The sequence below is a fragment of the Affinundibacterium seohonense genome (genome assembly GCF_014284305.1).
Taxonomy (GTDB): domain Bacteria; phylum Pseudomonadota; class Gammaproteobacteria; order Burkholderiales; family Burkholderiaceae_D; genus Undibacterium; species Undibacterium seohonense.
In genome coordinates, this window is sequence record NZ_JACOFW010000039.1 from 1 (window position 1) to 20276 (window position 20276).

A 20276-nucleotide genomic window follows, 5' to 3' on the forward strand; every position below is an offset into this window, starting at 1 on the left:
ATACCAATTCGAGTAATATTCATTTGGACTTCTCCTCTGTGAACTAATCAGTTTTACCTCTAATTAGTTTGGCACATTTGATGCCGTAGGGGGAGGAGTCCATTCCATTGCCTTACGAAAAGATTGCGCCTTACCGAGTTGAGAAGGCGCTGGCAAGCCATTGTCGCCATCACCCTGGCTTTCCATTACTCAAGAGTGTGGCAGGAATTGGTGATGTACTGGCAACTGTGATTCTGTTGGAGACGGGCTCGATAGAACGATTTAAAGATGTCGGTAATTACGTGTCGTATTGCCGCTGTGTTGGTAGCGTACATACCTCTAACGGCAAGAAGAAAGGCGAAGGTAATACCAAGAATGGCAATCGCTTCTTAGCGTGGGCGTACGTTGAGGCAGCTAACTTTGCAATCCGCTACAGCGAAGCAGCGAAGAAATTTTATCAGCGCAAGAAGGCCAAACGCAACGGCATTGTGGCGATTAAGGCAGTGGCGCACAAATTGGCAAGAGCCTGTTTTCATATGCTTAAAACAGGTGAGGTTTTTTCGGTGGAGCGATGTTTCACTTAAGGTTTGGCAAAGCTACGTGAGCCAGTAATTGGGGTTGGATGATAAGCCATTAGGCCTGATTGGACGCGTAGTTTTTGCCATTGATTTGGCAGGTCAACACAAGTTAAATCAAGCAGGTGGATGTCAAACCATCAGAACTGATTGGACACGTTGAATTTGCCATCACAACAGTTTATTTAAAATGAGTCGTCTGCAATGTGAGCCACAAGGGGTTGGAACCGAAAGGTAACCATAGATCTGCCCATCAATTGGACGCAAAGCGGTACTGAGATGCTTCTGGAGTAGCGGCGCTACTTGGGCGAAAACAGCAACATCATTTTCGCTAGAACCACATGGGTGACTGGTGCGATTCACGCAACCACACGACGAAGCAACAAGGCACGATGGCATTTTGAAACGAACGTGTGGTGGTGTATTAAAAATTATCGCGGTAATTTGCGAGTATTTGGTTCGACTACTTGACTACCGGGGGCTAATGGGTGACCCTGATCTTGTGCATTTGATGCCGTAGGGGGAGGAGTCCATTCCATTGCCCTACGAAAAGATTACGCCTTACTGAGTTCTACTTTACCCCATGTTTCACCGAGCTAATGTAGGATTTTCTTCGAGCCAAATTGATGAGTTAGCATATAGTTGCGACGCAAGTGCAAAATCTTGTCCAGTTTTGAAATTAGGTTCTCCATTTCGACATAATTTCATTTTCTTACGGGAATTTTTCTGTAATTCCTTTATCGCTTCGACTCTAGAAGTTAAAGAAATTCTTGATAGAAGGTCTTTATGTACCAGATGCGCAATGAGCCTTCCTTTTCGATTTAAATCGTCACTTCGAGCATCAAAGTGCATATACTTTTTTTGATTCCGATCTTGTTCTTTGATCTCAAACAAAATCGAAAGTTCTGCTGTGTTCAAAAGCAAAAAACCGTGCTGATGTGCATTCTCTCCTGTCGGAATTCCATAATCTTCTACAATCAATAGATATCCATCGTTTTGCAATAATTTGAAGATATACGAATCGGTACCAAGTTCTTCTATCCACGACTCAGGTGGAACTTCATGTAAGACGTTACACATGACAATGATGTCGACGCTACCTGAATCACATTTTGTGGCAATGTCACTCATGGAATTAAAATATCGAGTCTGAGAACTTCTGTCCATATAGAACTGTTCAATTTCATTTCTACATTGAATCGAATCATCGTCAAACGCATCAAATGCATAATAATCCAACCATCCACATGAATTTGGAATTAGCGTTGCGAGAGTAGGTAAGAGTCTTCCTCTTCCCGCACCATAGTCCAACACTCTTAAAGTAGTACCGTTTTTCTTATCTAAGATGTCCTTTACGATAGTTCTAATCTGGTTCGTTTGTGGATCCGTTACATCTGCACCAACAGTTGCAGGCGGCAAAATGCATTCAGCTAAAAAACGATTGGTAGCAAGTTGCATCGGTAATTGCGTAAAATGTCTTAATCGTTCCGTACCTTCAACGTTACCTAAAAGTCCTTCTAGAACCAATTCAGGCTTTCTACCCGCGTGATTGATCTCACCTTCATGTACATACCAGAGGCATGAAGGTTCGTCATAAACGAAATACGCAATTAAAGGTACAGAGTGAGTTGCGATCCATATTTGACCATCTGTTATAGCTTCATTAAGTTTAGAAACAACCTCGATGAGCGCAGCGGGATGTAGATGATTTTCAGGTTCATCTAAAAAAAGTATCGCTTCATTTAACTTGATATCCTGAGCATGCAATGCTGCGGTCATTTGAAACAAAACTTTCTGGCCTTCAGATAACGTGTTCGAATAATCGACACGTCCAAAAAAAGACACTTCGCCGTTGATTGTGAGATGTGGATCACTTGCATTCCCAAGTATTTTTTTGAACAATTGAATGAGCGAATCCCTAGCGGAAATAGCTAAATCGATATCGCCTTTGTCAAATTTATTGTCGGGAATTTTTGCAAAAAGAGCTTTTTGTAAGACGTTCTTGACGTAGGCAGGGGCGGCGCCATGAGCATCCTTCATTCCGAGTTCAGAAAATAAGGTTGAATAGCTACGAAGATTTTGGGGTGGTAATTCCTCTGGATTTTGAAGGCTAGCGCTTTGTGGTACAAATGAAATTGGATTTAATCTTTCATTCTCAACCGATAAGGATATCGCTTTTAGTTTGCGCAATCTAAGATTTGAGTTTTCAATTTCAGATTTCCAGTTTTCTATGTTTGCCTTAAATTCATCGAATTTTTCTGCATTATTAGGATTACGTAATTGTATCTCCCTGTTCGATATTGCGGTATTCAATTCTTTTATTCTAATATTTAGCGTATTTGTATTTTCGTTATGATCTCTTTGATTACCTAAGATTGAAATACAACGCAAAAAGCGAGACTTTCCAGAACCATTTTGACCAGCTAACAATACTAAACGACCTAATTTCGGCATTTGGATTTTTGCTTTAAAGCCTAAGTCAATATTGAAGTCAATAAGATCATTTTCTTTTAAATTGATATCTGTAATTTTCATAAATTGATTGAATGGCTTTAAATTCGGCTAGATATATTAATTGAGCGGATAAGGAAATCTAATTTTTTATTTGTGATGTTTTTACTTGCCCCACGAATCCTTCAAAGTAGTCACACGATTAAACACCGGCATATCCTTCATAGAATCCACACGATCAGCCACAAAATACCCATGTCGTTCAAACTGCAATCGAGTATCAGGCTCAACCGAAACCATACCCGGCTCAACATAAGCGCGGATGGTTTCTAAAGACGATGGATTCAACAAAGCCATAAAGTCTTTGCCGCCCGCATCTGGGTTGGCGTCTGTGAACAAGCGGTCATACAAACGTACTTCAACTTCTAATGAATCCGACACGCTCACCCAGTGAATGTTGCCTTTGACTTTGTAGTTGGCGCTGCCTTCTGTGCCGGATTTGCTGTCGGCAAAGTAGTTGCAGTGGACGGCGATGATGTTGCCGTTGTCGTCTTTGTCGCAACCTGTGCATTCGACGACATAGCCGTAACGCAAACGCACTTTGTTACCCGGGAAGAGGCGGAAGTAGCCTTTGCTTGGTACTTCCATGAAGTCTTCTTGTTCTATCCACAGTTCTTTGCTGATGGTGAATTCGCGGTTGCCGAGTTCTGGATGGTGCGGGTGGATAGGGGCTGTGCACGCTACTTTTTCACCTTCAGGGAAATTGTCGATGATGAGTTTGAGTGGGCGCAAGACGGCGGTGGCGCGTGGTGCTTTTGGGTCTAGGTCTTCACGCAGGCAGCCTTCTAGTGTGCTGTAGTCGATCCAGCCGTCGGAGCGGGTGACGCCTATGCGTTCGCAGAACAGTTGGATGGCTTCTGGTGTGTAGCCGCGACGACGGATGCCGACGATGGTGGGCATGCGTGGGTCGTCCCAACCGCTGACGATGTTTTGTTCGACGAGTTGGCGCAACTTGCGTTTGGAAGTGACGACGTAGGTCAAATTCAAACGGGCGAATTCGTATTGTTGCGGTACCGGTTGTTTGAAGAAACCACCTTCGGCAGCGCGTGCGATGATCCAGTCGTAGAACGGACGGTGATCTTGGAATTCCAAAGTGCAGATCGAGTGGGTGATCTCTTCTATCGCGTCTTCGAGTGGGTGGGCGTAATCGTACATCGGGTAGATGCACCATTTATCGCCGGTGTTGTGGTGATGCGCGTGACGAATGCGGTAGATCGCTGGGTCGCGCATATTCATGTTAGGTGATGCCATGTCGATCTTGGCGCGGACAATGTGCGCGCCATCGGCAAATTCACCGGCCTTCATGCGGCGGAACAAATCTAAAGATTCGGCTACTGCACGGTCGCGGAAAGGTGAGTTCAGACCAGGCTTGGAGAAGTCACCACGATTGGCGGCCATGTCTTCGGCGCTTTGGCTATCGACGTAGGCGTGGCCTGCTTCGATCAGGTATTCGGCAATTGCATAGAAGGTGTCGAAGTAATTGCTGGCGTAGTAGAGGTGGCTGCCCGCTGGGGTGTTGGTACCATCGTCCCAATCAAAGCCTAACCATTTGACGCTATCCATGATGGTATCGACGTATTCTTGGTCTTCTTTTTCTGGATTGGTGTCGTCGAAACGTAAATGGCAACGGCCGTCGTAGTCGCGGGCTAAACCGAAGTTTAAGCAGATGGATTTGGCGTGACCGATGTGCAAGTAGCCATTAGGCTCAGGCGGGAAGCGGGTGATGACGTTTGGCAAGCCATCGCGAGTGTATTTGCCGTCGGCCAGATCGCGGTCGATGATGGCGCGTAGGAAGTTGGAGATGACAGGGGCTTCTGTGTTTTTATCGTTGCTCATTGCGAAATTCTTTGCGAAAAAAAGGAGAGAATTGTTAAATATGGGAATGGCAAACATTTTACCGTAGCGCAGCATATTTAGGCAGTTTTGGACGGTTTTGGTGGGTTTTGGTAGATAGAACATGGCATGCTCAGTGGTTTTTTGCTGAGTTTGTGTGTTTATGTGCCGCTCGCCGCACATGACGTTGCACATAAGCACGAGATTCTTTGTCGTTCTTCTTCTAGAATTGTGTGATATTTACCTAAGTATCAATATTAATTTTTGTTCGCTAATTAAGGTCGTTTGGCGTGAATGCCACCTTAATAGGAAAATGCTTGTTCGCTTTGATTCGCGGACGCCGCTGGACTCCTGCCTGCGCAGGAGTGACGATGAAAGATGTTTGTGTGTGCTTGTGATGATTGTGGTGTTTAATGAACCTAAGCTGGGAGCGTCTTGGCATTGTTTTTGTATTTTTGGTACTGGTGCTTTGTTGTTTAATTCTGAGGGAAATAGGGCATGTTAAATACGATTGTGAACGCTTTGCTTGGTGGTTTGATGTTTGTGACTGGGTGTGTCTCCCACACGGTGTGGGCGGAAACCGCAACTAGGCAAATGAAACCTGCGCAGCAATCAGCTTATCCGCATGCGATGGAGCCGATTGGGAACGTGCGTGAGATTTATGATGGGGTATTGACGCCCGAGATGGCGGTCAATACGTTTCGCAATATTGATCGACTATTTCCAAGCAATCGCGTGGCGAAGTCGGCGAAGCCTCTTCCGCTGACGATGGCGGCAAAGCCGATGACGAGTCTGAGTTTCGATGATCGTGGGCGGCAGATCTCGTTGGATCAATATCTGGAATTGAATCAGGTTGCGGGTCTCTTAATTTTAAAAGACGGCAAAATTCAATTGGAAAAATACCGTTATGGGAATACGCCACAAACGCGCTGGATGTCGATGTCGATTGCCAAGTCGATTACCTCGACTTTGATTGGGGCGGCGATCAAACAAGGCAAGATCCGCAGCTTGAATGATCCCGTGATTCAGTATGTGCCTAGCTTAAAAGACAGTGCGTATCAGAAGGCGACGGTTAAAGATGTGCTGATGATGGCGTCGGGAGTGCGTTGGAATGAAGCCTATTCTGATCCTCGCTCGGATCGCCGTCGTCTGTTGGATGCGCAGATTTCGCAAGTGCCGGGTGCGGCGATGCAAGTGATGGCGAGTCTGCCGCAACAGTCAGCAGCGGGTACGGCGTTTACCTACAATACTGGCGAAACCCAAGTGGCAGCGCAATTGTTACGTAAGGCCATCGGCATGCCGTTAGCGAGCTATTTGTCTGAGCGTATTTGGGCAAAATTTGGCATGGAAGCTGATGCTAATTGGTGGCTCGATTCACCCAACGGCGTTGAGATTGGCGGTAGCGGATTTAGTGCGACACTGCGTGACTATGGCCGATTTGGATTATTTATGTTGGGTGGCGGTTTGGCAAATAAAGAATTGATTTTGCCGACAGCTTGGACCTATGAAGCGACCACACCAAAATCTTTGCGCAATGGGGAATTGATTCCTTATGGCTATTTGTGGTGGCCAGTGAATTCGCGCGAAGGTTTTGCTGATGGTGCGTATACCGCCATTGGTATACATGGTCAGTTTTTGTATATCAATCCGCGTCATAGCGTGGTAATCGTGGTGTGGGGCGCGCAGCCTAAACCGGTGGGCTCGGCGCGCATCAATGATCAAGCTTTTTTTGCTGCGGTGAGTGCGCGATTGGCGTCCAAATCAGCAGCGCAATAGTCTACTAAAAATCTTGGCGCTGTGCGTGATGGCGCGTCTAATATCATTTTAGTGAAAATAGATTTTTTCATTGTCGTCGCAGGTGCGCGCTTGCTTCGCTTCGATCTCTTTCAACAGGCGCTGTGCGTGTGCTTGTTGTGCTGGAACGGCCTCTTTGATGACGTCTTCCAGTAATAAACAAGCGCCTTCGGTATCCGCAATATCGAGATAGGCAGTGGCTAGTTTTAAACGTACTTCATTGGCGGTGTATCGTGTTTTTTCATCTACCTCAACGGCTGGAGTGACCGGTGCTCGATTGGATGTGTGAACAACTGGCTTGGTAGTCGTTACCGCAGGCTCTGCTGTGGCGGCGACTACCGCTGTCATTATATTTGGCTTCAGGACGTTAGCAGTTGACGTTGCAGGAATAGGTTGGTCAACTGATTCCTTGACTTGCGGATTTGATGTGTTTACTGGCTCGACAGCGGTGACTGTTACTTGGGGCGCTGTTGCGGAGACGATAGACGGTGCTGCTTTCGTATTTTTTACAGCGCTATCGTTCTTGTTCGTTTTAAACAGAAAATCGGCAATGCCTATGCGCTTTAATTGCTGTACTTGGCGAGGGCGATCAGGGCGGTTGGCCAACTCCAACAGACTTTCTAATTGTTGAAACATGTTCACGTCAAATCCCTCGCGTGGACTCATCCGTGAATTGTGCATCAGGCGTTCAAGATAGATCACGACCTCATCTGTCGGCCACAGGTCCAATATCTTTTGAACGATGTGAGGAAAGTCACTCAGTTGTTTTTGGTCAGCATTGTTGCGTGCTTCCAATGGATTGATTTTGATGTTAAAGAATTTTTTGATTTCTTTGCGGATGTTTTCAAAGCCGGAATGATCGCTGCTTTGACGAAAATTATCTAACATTTGCAGCCATGGTTTGGCTGAGTTAGGCTTAGTCGCTGCTGCTAATGCTTCTTCATAGCGCGGATCGCCAGGATTATAGACATTGAGCCACGCATCAAAAAAACCTCGTATGTCAGAAAATTCATCGCCGCGTCCAGTTGTATTGGGATTGAGTGTGCGGTGGAATCCGCTGTTGAGCTGACTGTTTGGCTGGGTGTTGAGTTGACTATTTAGGCGGCTATTGACCTGATTGGATAAGCTGCTGTGCTTATCCAATTGGTCTAAATCCGTTTGTGAGATGTGAAAGGATGAACTATTGCCGGCCGTGCTGTAACCGGAGGTGTCGATAAACGAGAGTGAAAATATTGAGTCCTGAAAATTTCTCAGTGAAGTCGTGAGAGAGTCCAAACCAGTTTGAAACTTATGTTGTACATGCAGACGCCAAAAAGAGAATAGCGATATCAACATGGCGATAATCAAAAAGCCGATCAGACATTGCGTCCAAAACACGCGTTGTGATTGGCTCTCTAGATACTGTATTTTTTCTTGATTGATACGCTTGTTCTCAGCGAGTAGGCTGTGTAGCTCTTGTTGGAGTTGCTTGCGCTGAGCATTGCTTAGGCTGGTATTGAGATCGCTTTGTTCGTTGGTGCTCTGGACCGAACTGCTAGTGTTTTTCAGTTCTAGTTCATTGCTATTTTGTTGAGCCGCTGCAGTAGGTGCAAATTGCATTGCCGCGCAAGATAAGCAAAAGATGAGAGCGCGCAAAAACTGAGAAAAAGTTGCCATAAGAAAGCTAGCCTTAAATGATATGCATCGAATTCTAAGTTAGTTTTTTTCATAAAGACGAAATATCCCCCGAAGTTTGCGTAAAACACACACTATCGATCACGATTCATACCACTTCTGTTGAAGTGAGGAAATAAGCGTTCTATGCGGTAATATTTCATGCTGGCTGCCCGCATGTGTGATATCTGCTGTGGTGGCAATCGCTATATTTTCTAAACGAGGCTGACATGATTTATCAAGGACGTTGTCATTGCGGTGCGGTGCAATTTGAAGTGGACGCGGCGGAAGAAGTCGAAGTCGAGGATTGCAATTGTTCGATTTGCCGCATGACGGGTTTCCTGCATTTGATCGTACCAATGCGCGCTTTTCGATTATTGACAGGTGCAGACCAGTTAACAGTGTATCGTTTCAATACTGGCGTGGCTGAGCATCAATTTTGCAAAGTCTGCGGCATTAAACCATTTTATGTGCCACGCTCAAACCCTGATGGCATGGACGTGAATTTGCGTTGTCTAACAACTCAACCACGGACGGTCAAAATAGTTGGCTTTGATGGACAAAATTGGGAACAACATGCGGCTGATTTGGCGCACAAGAGTTCGTGATTTTGTGACTTAAGCTTGGTCTTTTACATTGCTGAATTTATCTACTCTGAACTTACCGTATATGTCTAAAAAAATCGTATCAGGATTCATGCTAGCTGTTCTTCTGCCTACCTTAGCAGTCGCTGCCGACAACAGTATTTTACTCAAACCAGATCGCGTATTTGATGGCGTGAATATGCACAGCGATTGGGTCGTATTGGTCAAAAACAATAAGATCGTCGAAGCCGGTGCGATGCGTTTCAAATTGTCTGCCGATACCCAAATTGTCGAATTGAAGGGCATGACCTTATTACCGGGTTTGATTGAAGGCCATTCGCACTTATTGCTGCATCCCTATAACGAAGTTAGTTGGGATGATCAGGTCTTAAAAGAAAGTCGGGCTGAGCGGGCCATACGCGGTGCGAATCATGCAAAAGCGACCTTAGCTGCTGGCTTCACTACGGTGCGCGACTTGGGTACCGAAGGTGCGGAATATGATGATGTGGGATTAAAACGCGCCATAGAAAAAGGCGTGATTTCAGGGCCTCGTATGATTATTGCGACTAAGGCTTTGGTTGCCAAAGGCGCGTACGGCCCTAAGAGTGTTAACCCCGATGTAGACCTGCCGCAAGGTGCTGCCGAAGTCGCTGGACTTGATCAGATCTCGCAAGAAGTCCGCAGTCAGATCGGCAAAGGCGCGGATGTGATTAAAGTCTACGCTGATTATCGTGCCGGACGAGATGGTGAATCGGTGCCGATTTTTTCGGTCGAAGAAATGAGTTTGATGGCAAAGATCGCTAATAGCGGCAAACGCCAATTGGTCGCCCATGCCTCCACGCCGGAAGGCATGTTGCGAGCGATCGAGGCGGGCGCATCGACGATCGAGCATGGTGATAGTGGCACGGCGGACGTATTTAAACGCATGAAAGAGAAGGGCGTTGCACTCTGCCCAACCTTAGCTGCAGGCGATGCGATCGAACAATATCGTGGTTGGAAAAAAGGCGTGAACCCAGAGCCTGCTCGTATCTTGGCAAAACGTCAGACCTTCGCGCTCGCCATGAAGGCGGGTGTCAGTATCTGTATGGGTGGCGATGTCGGCGTGTATGCACATGGTGACAATGCACGTGAGATGGAGTTGATGGTGGATTACGGGATGTCAGCGATTGAGGTATTGCGCGCAGCAACGTCCGTGAATGCTTCAGCCTTTGGCTACGGTGACAAAATTGGTCGCGTTGCGCCTGGCTTGCTAGCTGATTTGATTGCGGTGGAAGGTGATCCAAGTACTGACATCAAGATCGTGCGTAAAGTCAAATTGGTGATGAAAGATGGTAAGTTGCTGCCATCGTTCTGATCTCAACTGTTGGCCCAAAATTTCGGCGAAACCACTTGCCAACGTCTGGGCTTTCTCAACGCGTTTGATCGCAGTCTTGTCGTCTTTAAGCGGAACATCGACTTCTTGCATCACGATCGGTAAGTTAAATGCTCGCCCGAACGAGATAGGAATGTTAAATGCGGTATGTGTAAGACGATGTGACTGAAATCAATATGCATACTGTGCCCAGCCATGAATGTGGGCATTGTATTGTTGTCGTAACAGTTCGTCTCTGACACTGGTCGTCTATGCGAGACCCGTATCAGAAAACGATTCTGCTGCCTTGCAGGCACTGAGGTGGAAATTATTTACTAGGAATGCGTTCTAAAACAGCGAGTAATAAGGTCCAATATTGTCCAACCGTTTTGATGTTCACCATTTCATCTGGGCCGTGCGGGAAACGGATGGTTGGGCCAATCGATACCATATCGAGATGTGGATAAGGTTTTTTGAATAGGCCACATTCTAGACCAGCATGAATCACCATGATTTCAGGTTCGCGTTGATAGATGCTTTCGTAGGTGTCTTTTACGATTGCCATCACCGGCGAGTTGTTGTCTGGCTTCCAGCCTGGGTAGCATCCTTCGAACTGCACGTGAGCGCCAGCCAGCTCACATAAAGATTGCAACTGACTCTCGATGTAAGCGCGGCCGCTGTCGATCAAAGAACGTACCATGCAGATGACACTGACATGGTCGGCAGACGTGCTCACCACACCAACATTGAGTGAGCTCTCTACAACACCAGTCACTTCATCGCTCATACGCATAACGCCATTTGGGCAGGCATTGATGAGTTGGATCAATTGCTGTTGCGAGTTTGCTTGTAGGACTTTTTCTGGTGCCGTACAGTCGCTGATAGATAGCCGCAAATTCGGTTCAGTTGCGGCTAATTCTGTTTGTAATATCGTCTGGAATTGTGCGACTCGTTGTTGCAACAAGTCGAGTTGTGCAACTGGCAAAGTAAAGCTGCATTGCGCTTCACGTGGAATGGCATTACGTAATGAGCCACCTTGTAATTGACTGATGGCGAGGCCTAATTCCTTGGCATGTCCTGCAAAAAAGCGTGCCAGTAATTTATTCGCATTACCACGACCGAGATGAATATTGACACCGGAGTGGCCACCTTTTAAGCCAGAGATATTCAATGTATATGCCAAGTGTTCTGGATTGGCGTCTTGCCAGTGCACTGGTAACGCTATTTTTGCGTCGACACCGCCAGCGCAACCCATATAGATTTCGCCTTCTTGTTCAGAATCGGTATTGATCAAAATTTCTGCTTCTAGCATATTCGGCTGCAAACCAAATGCACCTGACATACCAGCTTCCTCATCGACAGTGAGTAAGACTTCGAGCGGACCATGTTTAATATCTGATGCGCCCAAAATGGCTAATGCAGAAGACATGCCGATGCCATTATCTGATCCCAATGTGGTGCCACGTGCTTTAACCCATTCGCCGTCAACCCACGCTTCAATCGGATCTTTGGTGAAGTCGTGAACTTTATCGGCATTCTTTTGCGGCACCATATCGAGATGGGCTTGAATGACGACTGTTTTACGGTCTTCCATGCCAGCCGTTGCCGCTTTACGAATGATTAAGTTACCGACTTGATCAACAATCACAGATAAGTCACGCTCTTTCGCCCAAGCTTGAATATGTGCACTTAATGCCGCTTCATGTTTGGATGGGTGCGGGATTGCACAAATTTGTTCAAACCATTGCCATAAAGGTTGTGGGAATAATTGATTGAGTGTGGAGCTGGTGTTTGGATTTGTCATTGCTGCAAAAGCCAGGCGGCGTAAAATTCAGAGTCCGGAAGTTTACCATAGGAGTCGACTGGTATTGTTCAACGTATGTGCGTTCATGTCGCTAGGCTTGGTCGATATCAATTCTTCTTTGAGGTAAATACCGTGTCCACTTTTAAATTTGACAAGATTGAATTTGATATGGTTTTTGTGGCGAATCAACTAATCTCGGAATTGCAATTGCGCTTGGACATGGCAATGCTGCGAACAGCTCTCAATACTCGCGCTTCTGGATTGAAACCGTTGCTGAACGCCATTCCACCAGTGGGCGATTCGACCGATACTCGTATTTTTGCAGGCTGATGCAAGTCGTATTTAGTTTGATAATTTCAGCTCGAAAAAATCAAAGCAGCATGGAGATAGTCTCTCAATGCTGCGATTTGAAACGATGAAGCTCAGTTCGTTTGGATGAATTCTCGATAAGCTTTCAGCGTTTCGGGTTTGCTCATCGCATTCATATGCCCAGCATCACGAATTTCCTCGTAGCGTTTATTTGGTTTGTCTAAGGCTAGATAAAGGTCATGGGCGGTCGCTGCGGGCGTCTGTACATCGTTGCTGCCGTTGATAATCATTATCGGACCCTTGTACTGTTTCAAGGCGATACGGTTATCTATACTCTGTAACTCCTGATCGAGTTTGATCGTGATAAATGGTTTTGCGAACCACGGAATCATGTTGTCGGAATAGGCTTGGGCACTAGTGCCTGTGCCTTCTAATACCAAGCCATCTAGTGGTCGCAGACTGGCAAGTTTTGCTGCGACAAAACTGCCAAAAGAGTGTCCGTGTACGATCAGCTTGCCTTTGGTGATCTTACGAACATGATCGTACAAGGCCAAAGTGTCGGCTTCTAAATCAGACAAGCTGACGTTGCTTTTCGGGGCATCGCTACGGCCAAAATCACGATAGTCAAAGCTGATGAAGTTAGCGTTCAATTCGGTGAAAACTTTGGCGATGTATGAGCCATTGGCATCAACTCTGACACCAGAACCCATGAAGTATAAGACAGTGAAGTTTGTCTCTGGCTTGTGTATCGAGATGCCGCGACTGACTGCGCCATCTGCTTGAATGTACTCAATATCGTCGAATTGATATGTGCTCGCGGATTTCTTTAAATGATTTAATTTGCCTGGATCTTTAGGCACAAATTGTTGTGAGGTGTAATTATAAGTGGTGCAAGCTGATAGGGATGCAAGCAGGGTGGCAATGGCTGCTAGGCGGAATATGTTCATAAATAAAGTCACTCAAAAAATCATGGATCGGGATAAACATGAGGCATCCAGTAGCTTGAATACCAAAACAACGTAGAGATAATAGTAGTTTGAAACAAGTGATATTTGTCGCCCCTGCGATGAAATATAATCTTTGTATCCTGAAACGCGAAGAGCACAGATGAAGCTATTCGCAGCGACCGACGACACGCACGGCGGTTTCGCAATAATCGCGAAATCCCATACGCAGATAGAGTTCATGCGCAGCAGTATTGCCAGTCATGACATGCAAGAATGGAATTTCTTTTGCCAGCAATTGGCGTCGGATAATCTGATGCATTAAGCGTTTAGCCAATCCTTTACCTTGGAAATCGGGATGCGTACAGACGCCGCTGACTTCACGATAGGGTGGTGCATAACTACGCTCACCAGCCATCGCGATTAAGCGATCATCGTCAAAGCATCCTAGATATTCTCCCAAGGCGATGGTGCGTACACCGAACGGACCTGGATTCGTTAATTGCGCTAAAGCCATTGCTTGTTGGGCGTCTTGTAGATTGTCAGCGTCTAAACGTCGTGGTTTGAAATCGACATCTTCTGGCGGCATGTCGCCATCCCACACCATGCGATACATCGTAATCTCGGCATGAAGCTGCCAGCCTGCGGGCATTGCGCCAGTCCATCCGGCGCAGTAAAAATTGACACCAGGCTCGCAATAGGAAGTGATCGCATCAAAGTCAGGATGCTCTGCATCAGCAAAACCTAAGATCGGCGAAAAACCCTTGGCGTAACGACGCGCATTCGTTTCGCCAGTCGCGAAACAAGCTTGTGCACCAGACAGACTGTGCCAAAAGATATTGTCGAGGAGATGTGCCATAACGGATGCCAAAATTATTTTGAATGAGTGTAGCAGATAGTCCTACTTTGCTCGCTACAATAGCGGCTCTCATTCTTGAACTTTCTTCGGCAACTATGTATCCCTATCAGACCCTCAGTTCTCCTATCTTGAACGATGCCGGCTTAAATTGTCATGCTGTATTTGCGATAGCGAGTTTGTCAGAAGATGTGAAGACTATTTTGTTTGTACGCTGTCCGCAGGCGAAGAATTATCAGCAGTTAATTTTGATTGGACATGCTGGTAGACAGTTTTGGCAGTCCTTGAATGAACGCGTAGCCGACCTGCATCAGCAGGCGCATCCGATTGATACTTTTACCGTGTCGGTCGTCGAACAATTTTTACAGACAGAACATCCATTAGCTGCTTATGAGATTGTGTATCCAGGGGCTTATACAGTCAGCCTGCTAGAGTTAGGCAAACTCGCTGGCTGGCATCATGCGTCGCCGTTTATGGTTGGTGTGAATGCGCAATATGGCCCATGGTTTGCTTATCGTGCCTTGGTACTGGCCAATACGGATTTACCGGTGACACCAACGACAGCGAGTGAGTCACCATGTTCAACTTGTGAGGACACACCTTGTATTAACGCTTGCCCACCGCGCGCTTTGGACGATGGCAAATTCAATCTGGAGAAATGTGTTAATTATCGTCAGCAAGCGGATTCTCAATGCAAGACGACTTGTCTGGCACGACGTGCGTGCCCAGTCGCTAGTGAACATCGTTACACCGATGAACAAATGCAATACCACTACGGGCGTTCTATGAAAATGATAGAGCTATATGCAAAAAAACAGCAAGAGTCCTAGGCTCAGTATTAGCACTTTTCATATTTCCAATTGCGGCGCTTACCTTCTGCCATCCACTCTATCGCTTGATGCAAGCGCTTAGTGCGAGTCGCATCTGTCTTTGCGTCGTTGTACCACTCGACATATTCTTTTTTCTGCGAGTAGGAGAACGCATCGAATGTCGCCAATGCAGCGGAATTTTTCTGCAATTCGTTTGAGAAATCGCTTGGAATCTCCAGCTCTTTCTTTTCGCTTTTATCTTTGTTGCGCGAGGGAAGTTTGACGCCAGCATCATGTAACTTCATCGCTTCTTTTAATAGCTGCACAAAGACGTCATCATTTGGTAATGCAGTTAAGCTCGTGATGCGTCCAAATTGCCCCATGGCTTTTTCTAGCTGACTATCAATTTGCAATAATTCCCCATACCAGAGTCCCAACGCGCAGTGCTTTTTAAATGCGGCGAAGTGGCAGAAGATACTACCCTTGTATTCAAAGTGCGGCATACACCATTTGATCGTTTCACTAACATCTGGACAATGCTGATGCACCATCTGGCGGATGTGTGTCAGGATAGGTTGGGCAAATTCTGCGGACTTTTCTATGTAGGTGTCGATACGAGGATCGGTGCTTGTCATTGTGAGGGTTCCTTGCGAAATTCGTTCTTGAAAATTGAACGAATTGATCAAGCATCAATCACTTCTAAGTGATTGTCAACGCTGTCGTGGTGACTTAACTATTGTTGAATCGTAAAGTTGTTTTGCTTGAGTCGAGGTCACTCACGATATCGATCAAATATGCGTTTTAATTCACCGCTTTTGTGCAAAAAAAGTAGGGAATCATTGATCATAGTGATGTGTTTCTCGGGCAGGTTTTTTCTCAAGCCCATGTAAAATTTTTCCGATAACTTGGGGCTTTCAAGCAGTCGGACCTGCTTTTCAAAACCTGCTTGGCTGATGGATTTTTTGATGCCTGGAGAGCGGTGGCAATAGAATCGACCGCGACCAGCTAAGAGTTTGCGCAAATTGGATAAGGACGACGTTGCGCCATTATCAATCTTTAAGCCGCCCATATTCTGCAAGATGTCGGTAATGCCAAAACCGCGAAGCACCAAGATGATGCCATCGTTATTCAGTGCCCGGATCTCTTCCCAGGTTGTCACTTCAATTGGGTCGTCTGCTCTGACTGCCAATAAATAATCAACAGAAAAGAGAGGCGTATCTAAGAGTTTGTATTGTGCGGTATTGCGCTCAATATTTTGTACACCACAGATGGCATCGATACGATTTTCAATGAAGTTGGCATCAATGCGCATCCTTGGCATCCAGACTTGATCGCCACTAAATTGAATTTCTGGATTCCGTTTTTCGATTGCGCGGAAAATGTCGACGCAGATGCCGCCGATTGCGACTTGATGATTTTGATGCAGGGCGATGAACTTGGGCTCGGAAGATTCTTGTGCCGCAGTTCGAATGACGACGACCGCTAGTGCCGGAATTTGTATCGACAGAAGCAGCATTGCGACAACATTACGCCAAAAATAACAAAAGCGCCCCATAAATTTCCGAATGTAATCTAGCTTTAGATTTTCTTAATGAAGCTGAATTATACTCTTTAATATACTAGGAATTGAGCTTCGGAGCCTTGAAGTTTTTAAGTGGTTCGGCTGTTATGGCGTAAGAGATGCATGGGCGAGTATAGGCTGGTGCAGAGCGCAGCGAAGCCCAACAATTTGACACGTCGAGTGCAGAAGTCAAAATCACACACTCCAAAAAGCAACAAAAATAAACGGGTCAAACCGTCCGACTTTGCGATGCCTTACGCAAATCGCTGTAGTCCAAATTTGTTTTCTCAAACTAGTGACCTCAATTTAGTGAAACATCCTTGTCCTAGTATTCATGCTCGAAGTGTTCACAGAAGGCACCACCTTCTTGTTCTTGCGTTCTAGAATGGGGGGCATTTTAATTTCGAATTATCAATTTCTTAGTTCTACTCTTTATAGTTCTCTTTTGATTGGGATATCGCTATTAATTCTTTTTACAGTGAACTTTGTCAAACCAAGGATACATAAAATTTAAGGGACATCATGATGTCAAAGTTTGGACGCCTAATCGGCAAGGCAAGTAGTAAGGTATTTTTGGGAAGCGTATTGTCATGCAGTTTGATAGTTAGTGCATTACTGCACACCCCTGCGCGAGCGTTTGCAGCGAATCAATCTTCTGTGAGCCAACTGAGCCCAGAAGCCGCCGCTCAAGATGTGCGCATATTAAAAACGACGCTGATGGCTTTACATCCAGCTCTCACCAAATACCGCACACAAGCAGAAATCGATGAAGCGTTTGCCCAATTTGAACAACGCGGCAAAGCGGCAACAACGAGCAGCGCCATGTACCTAGCAGCTACAGAACTCGCCGCTGCGATTCGTTGTGGACACACTTGGACCAATGTGCTGAACCAGAGCGCTGGAAGTAAGGCGGCTTTACTCGATGCGAGTGGCAAACTTCCGTTTACCATGACGCTGGTGGAAGATCGTTGGTTAGTATTGGCTAGCGCGGTGCCGTCGATCAAGGCTGGCGATGAGGTTCTGTCAGTGAATGGAATCAAAGCGCCTGACATGGTCAAGATGATGCTGCCATATTTACGTGCCGACGGTAGCAGTGACGGCAAACGTCTGCGGCAAATTGGGCATGACCGTAAAGATTTTAGCCAAATGGATATCGTTTGGCCGCTATTGTCGCCACCACAATCCGGACGATACCAATTACAAATACGCCGCTTGATGAACGGTAAGGATCAGGTTTTCACACGTCAAGAAGACGCGCTAACGATGGTTGCACGAAGTAAGATATTGAAGAGCCAAGGCGAGCCTGAACCCGATGAAGCATGGCGACTCAAGATCAATGAACACGTCGCCTATTTAACTCTGCCAACTTTTTCCTTTTGGAATTCGAAATTCGATTGGAAACAATTTATTGATCAAAGCTTTGCTACTTTACGAGAAAAGAATGTCACCCATCTCGTGATCGACATTCGTAAGAATGAAGGGGGCGACGGTGCGATAGGCGGTAAGCTCTTAAGCTATTTGATCAAACAACCATTTCAATTCACGTCCGATCAATCGATCACCAACTACGAGCGTGTGCCTTACAAACTTGTACGCTATTTAGATACCTGGGACTATGGGTTTTTTGATCGTACTGGTAAAGTCGACAAAATCACGGACGGCACCGCCAAAGGAAAATATCAAGTGACAGCGCGCGCTGGCCTTGTACAAACAATCGAACCAGTGGCTAAGCCTTTTCAAGGCAAGGTATTTTTACTGGTAAGTGCAGAGAATAGTTCTGCGACATTTCAGCTAGCTAAATTAAGCCAAGAGAGTGGTGCGGCTATTTTGGTCGGTCAACAAACAGGCGGCAACCAACGTGGTTTGAATGGAGGAGAACTCACTTGGGTAACACTGCCCAATTCAGGTGTCGCAGTCGATATTCCATTGCTAGCGACGCGTTACACTGAGACGACACCAGATAGCAGCATCACGCCAGATATCCAAGTACAACGCACATTTGCAGCCCGCTTGGCGGGTCGAGATGTAGAGATGGAAGCGGTCAAGGCGATGATTCAACAAACGTCAGTTGAGCATCAACCTTAGATTCGTATTCCCTCACGAATGACTTAGGATTGACTTAGTATTGACTCGGGATCTAAGTCTATTCGTGAGGCTCCGCTACATACATACTCACTTTGGCTTTGCCGCGCTCCAGTACGACAAAAAGTCTCTACCAGTTGAGTTGGTAAGCCCTTCAAGTTGATTCCCTACGAGCGTAGCGGAGTGATTGTATGGCCCCGACTGATCTGCCGTAACAAACGCAATACGAACCGTGCTCCAGTCCGTATTAATGCGCGCTTGTTCAATAGGCGCGCCATAAAAAGTGCCGGTAAAGGTCTTCCCTTTGATCGATGACACAACGAACTCTTGAAAGTACGCTGGTGCATTTGGTGTTGGTCGCAGATCTACCTTCCAGACCCCAATGAGTCCCTGCGGATCAACAGATTTTATATCTTTGTTAGGCGCAGCACATCCTGCGATCAGCGCAAGGGAAAGTAGTGATAATAGGATTCGCATTTGAGCCTTTCTGGATTGTGTGGCGAGTCGTGAAGTTTCAACCCTAAAGTGATGTGAATCGCGAGCAGCAGCTTGCACGGAGAATAAATATTAACACGGCGTCACAACCGACTGCCCTGTTAAATCTCTGTTCCGAATACTTGAACTGAAAGAATCTCAACCTGACCGTCGAAGGCTGGAGCAATGCATGCTGTGATCGCATCCGCGAACTCGTCCGATAGCGCGAGGCCGTCAATATCGTAGTCATTCTCTGCTGTCAGTTGCAAAATCTTCCCATCCCATGAACATTGGACGGCCTGATGCCAAGGCCGGTGGGTGAACTCTTCGGTAATGTCGGTCGCAGCGGCAGCACCATGATTTCGAGGCACGCCGTGGCAGATAAGGGAAATTCTATACAAGAGGCCTAACCCATTGCTAATAGGCTGCCGCAGCATAGCGTGGGCAGTCCCGTGGCGGCTATGTTGTTTGTGGCAGGAACAAGATTAAGTAACTTGTTATATACCATTACTCGTATGCCAAGAGTGTGTCAAAAATATCCTTTGACAGAACTCTGAATGAACCGTGAATGGATTCTGATAGCTTTTCAGGATCGTCAAAATCAGGCTTGGCAAGCATGACTATTTCAAATATTGACCATTCTGGCATTGTGTTTTTGTTGACCCACTTTGTACCTTTCAATTTTTCCCAGTAGCCAATCTGAACGTCCTTTGTTTGTCCAAGCAGCCAAAGTTCAAAGTGTGCTTGACGGTGATTAAGTACGATCGCTAACTTAAGCTTATGCTTTTTAAGGTAGTCATTTTGCAGATAAAAATAAGTGAAATCGATATACCCATGTAGCACGTTTGCGACTGAGTACTCATCTAGATACGTTTTAGAAAAATCAGTTCTAAGATTTTGAACAATGCCAACCAAATTTTGGTAAGTTTTTTGTATCTCTCCGCTCGCGAAAGCCTCCTTGTAGGCAGCTATCCGAGCATTTAGATTTTTACCTGACATTATCTGTTTCCTCTAACTTCATCTGGGGGCATAACGCAGAGCTAAGGGGCAGCGTAAGGCTGGGCATAAAATGCGAAGCATGCCCAGACTGAAGCTGTCCAGCGAACGTATGTGAGCGGCCTTGAGCGACCTGTTAGCAGTCATTTTATCCTCATTTG

Annotated in this window: 17 protein-coding genes and 1 pseudogene; 7 read left to right on the top strand and 11 right to left on the bottom strand. The window is 46.1% G+C overall.

Translation table 11 applies throughout. From position 1 onward, the window contains the following. Nucleotides 1-137 precede the first annotated feature (137 nt). Nucleotides 138-563, top strand: a pseudogene (locus H8K52_RS19695) (transposase); the annotation flags it as partial. Nucleotides 564-1142: 579 nt separating this feature from the next. Here H8K52_RS19695 and H8K52_RS19700 read toward each other — a convergent pair. Together H8K52_RS19700 and H8K52_RS19705 are read right to left on the bottom strand one after the other, a co-directional pair. Beyond that, nucleotides 1143-3089, bottom strand: a complete 1947-nt coding sequence (locus H8K52_RS19700) for an AAA family ATPase (protein WP_186924627.1) — start codon at nt 3087-3089, stop codon at nt 1143-1145. Between the two features lie 81 nt (nt 3090-3170). Then, nucleotides 3171-4901 (bottom strand): glutamine--tRNA ligase/YqeY domain fusion protein, encoded by a 1731-nt coding sequence (locus H8K52_RS19705; RefSeq protein ID WP_186924628.1) that lies wholly within the window; start codon nt 4899-4901, stop codon nt 3171-3173. A gap of 495 nt (nt 4902-5396) precedes the next feature. Here H8K52_RS19705 and H8K52_RS19710 point away from each other — a divergent pair, with 495 nt between their 5' ends. Next, on the top strand, nt 5397-6674 hold the full coding sequence (locus H8K52_RS19710; protein WP_246464720.1) for a serine hydrolase domain-containing protein: 1278 nt from the start codon (nt 5397-5399) through the stop codon (nt 6672-6674). Between the two features lie 48 nt (nt 6675-6722). Here the strand turns inward: H8K52_RS19710 and H8K52_RS19715 are convergent, their stop codons facing one another. Then, entirely contained in the window at nt 6723-8291 is a 1569-nt protein-coding gene (locus tag H8K52_RS19715) for a FimV C-terminal domain-containing protein (protein WP_222613856.1), read from the bottom strand. Between the two features lie 284 nt (nt 8292-8575). Between H8K52_RS19715 and H8K52_RS19720 the strand changes: the two genes are divergently transcribed. After that, nucleotides 8576-8953, top strand: coding sequence for a GFA family protein (locus H8K52_RS19720; protein WP_186924630.1), 378 nt, complete (start codon nt 8576-8578; stop codon nt 8951-8953). A 61-nt stretch (nt 8954-9014) separates the two neighbouring features. After that, the gene (locus H8K52_RS19725) at nt 9015-10283 is read left to right on the top strand and encodes a metal-dependent hydrolase family protein (protein ID WP_186924631.1); all 1269 of its coding nucleotides are present in this window, start codon (nt 9015-9017) and stop codon (nt 10281-10283) included. A gap of 325 nt (nt 10284-10608) precedes the next feature. On the opposite strand, the gene H8K52_RS19730 is transcribed toward H8K52_RS19725, so the two are convergent. Beyond that, nucleotides 10609-12084 (bottom strand): aminoacyl-histidine dipeptidase, encoded by a 1476-nt coding sequence (locus H8K52_RS19730; protein WP_186924632.1) that lies wholly within the window; start codon nt 12082-12084, stop codon nt 10609-10611. Between the two features lie 132 nt (nt 12085-12216). Between H8K52_RS19730 and H8K52_RS19735 the strand changes: the two genes are divergently transcribed. Next, nucleotides 12217-12414, top strand: a complete 198-nt coding sequence (locus H8K52_RS19735; RefSeq protein ID WP_186924633.1) for a hypothetical protein — start codon at nt 12217-12219, stop codon at nt 12412-12414. A gap of 92 nt (nt 12415-12506) precedes the next feature. Here H8K52_RS19735 and H8K52_RS19740 read toward each other — a convergent pair whose 3' ends face one another. Both H8K52_RS19740 and H8K52_RS19745 read right to left on the bottom strand, forming a co-directional pair. Continuing rightward, a complete protein-coding gene (locus H8K52_RS19740; RefSeq protein ID WP_186924634.1) occupies nt 12507-13340 on the bottom strand; it encodes an alpha/beta fold hydrolase in 834 nt (277 codons plus the stop codon). Between the two features lie 166 nt (nt 13341-13506). Beyond that, nucleotides 13507-14196 carry a GNAT family N-acetyltransferase gene (locus H8K52_RS19745; RefSeq protein ID WP_186924635.1) on the bottom strand — a complete coding sequence of 230 codons (690 nt, stop codon included), beginning with the start codon at nt 14194-14196 and terminating at the stop codon, nt 13507-13509. Between the two features lie 95 nt (nt 14197-14291). Between H8K52_RS19745 and H8K52_RS19750 the strand changes: the two genes are divergently transcribed. Continuing rightward, nucleotides 14292-15023, top strand: coding sequence for a hypothetical protein (locus tag H8K52_RS19750; RefSeq protein ID WP_186924636.1), 732 nt, complete (start codon nt 14292-14294; stop codon nt 15021-15023). 8 nt (nt 15024-15031) lie between these two features. On the opposite strand, the gene H8K52_RS19755 is transcribed toward H8K52_RS19750, so the two are convergent. Both H8K52_RS19755 and H8K52_RS19760 read right to left on the bottom strand, forming a co-directional pair. Further along, on the bottom strand, nt 15032-15637 hold the full coding sequence (locus H8K52_RS19755; protein ID WP_186924637.1) for a YdeI/OmpD-associated family protein: 606 nt from the start codon (nt 15635-15637) through the stop codon (nt 15032-15034). 137 nt (nt 15638-15774) lie between these two features. Further along, nucleotides 15775-16557: a substrate-binding periplasmic protein gene (locus tag H8K52_RS19760; RefSeq protein WP_186924638.1), complete on the bottom strand. Its 783-nt coding sequence runs from the start codon at nt 16555-16557 to the stop codon at nt 15775-15777. A gap of 531 nt (nt 16558-17088) precedes the next feature. Here H8K52_RS19760 and H8K52_RS19765 point away from each other — a divergent pair. Beyond that, on the top strand, nt 17089-18648 hold the full coding sequence (locus H8K52_RS19765) for a S41 family peptidase (RefSeq protein WP_186924639.1): 1560 nt from the start codon (nt 17089-17091) through the stop codon (nt 18646-18648). A gap of 87 nt (nt 18649-18735) precedes the next feature. Here H8K52_RS19765 and H8K52_RS19770 read toward each other — a convergent pair whose 3' ends face one another. The 3 genes from H8K52_RS19770 to H8K52_RS19780 form a co-directional block, all read right to left on the bottom strand. Beyond that, nucleotides 18736-19122 (bottom strand): hypothetical protein, encoded by a 387-nt coding sequence (locus H8K52_RS19770; RefSeq protein ID WP_186924640.1) that lies wholly within the window; start codon nt 19120-19122, stop codon nt 18736-18738. Between the two features lie 119 nt (nt 19123-19241). Then, nucleotides 19242-19490, bottom strand: coding sequence for a hypothetical protein (locus H8K52_RS19775; protein ID WP_186924641.1), 249 nt, complete (start codon nt 19488-19490; stop codon nt 19242-19244). A gap of 136 nt (nt 19491-19626) precedes the next feature. Continuing rightward, complete coding sequence (locus H8K52_RS19780; RefSeq protein WP_186924642.1) at nt 19627-20118, bottom strand: DUF7000 family protein; 492 nt, start codon at nt 20116-20118, stop codon at nt 19627-19629. Nucleotides 20119-20276 lie beyond the last annotated feature (158 nt).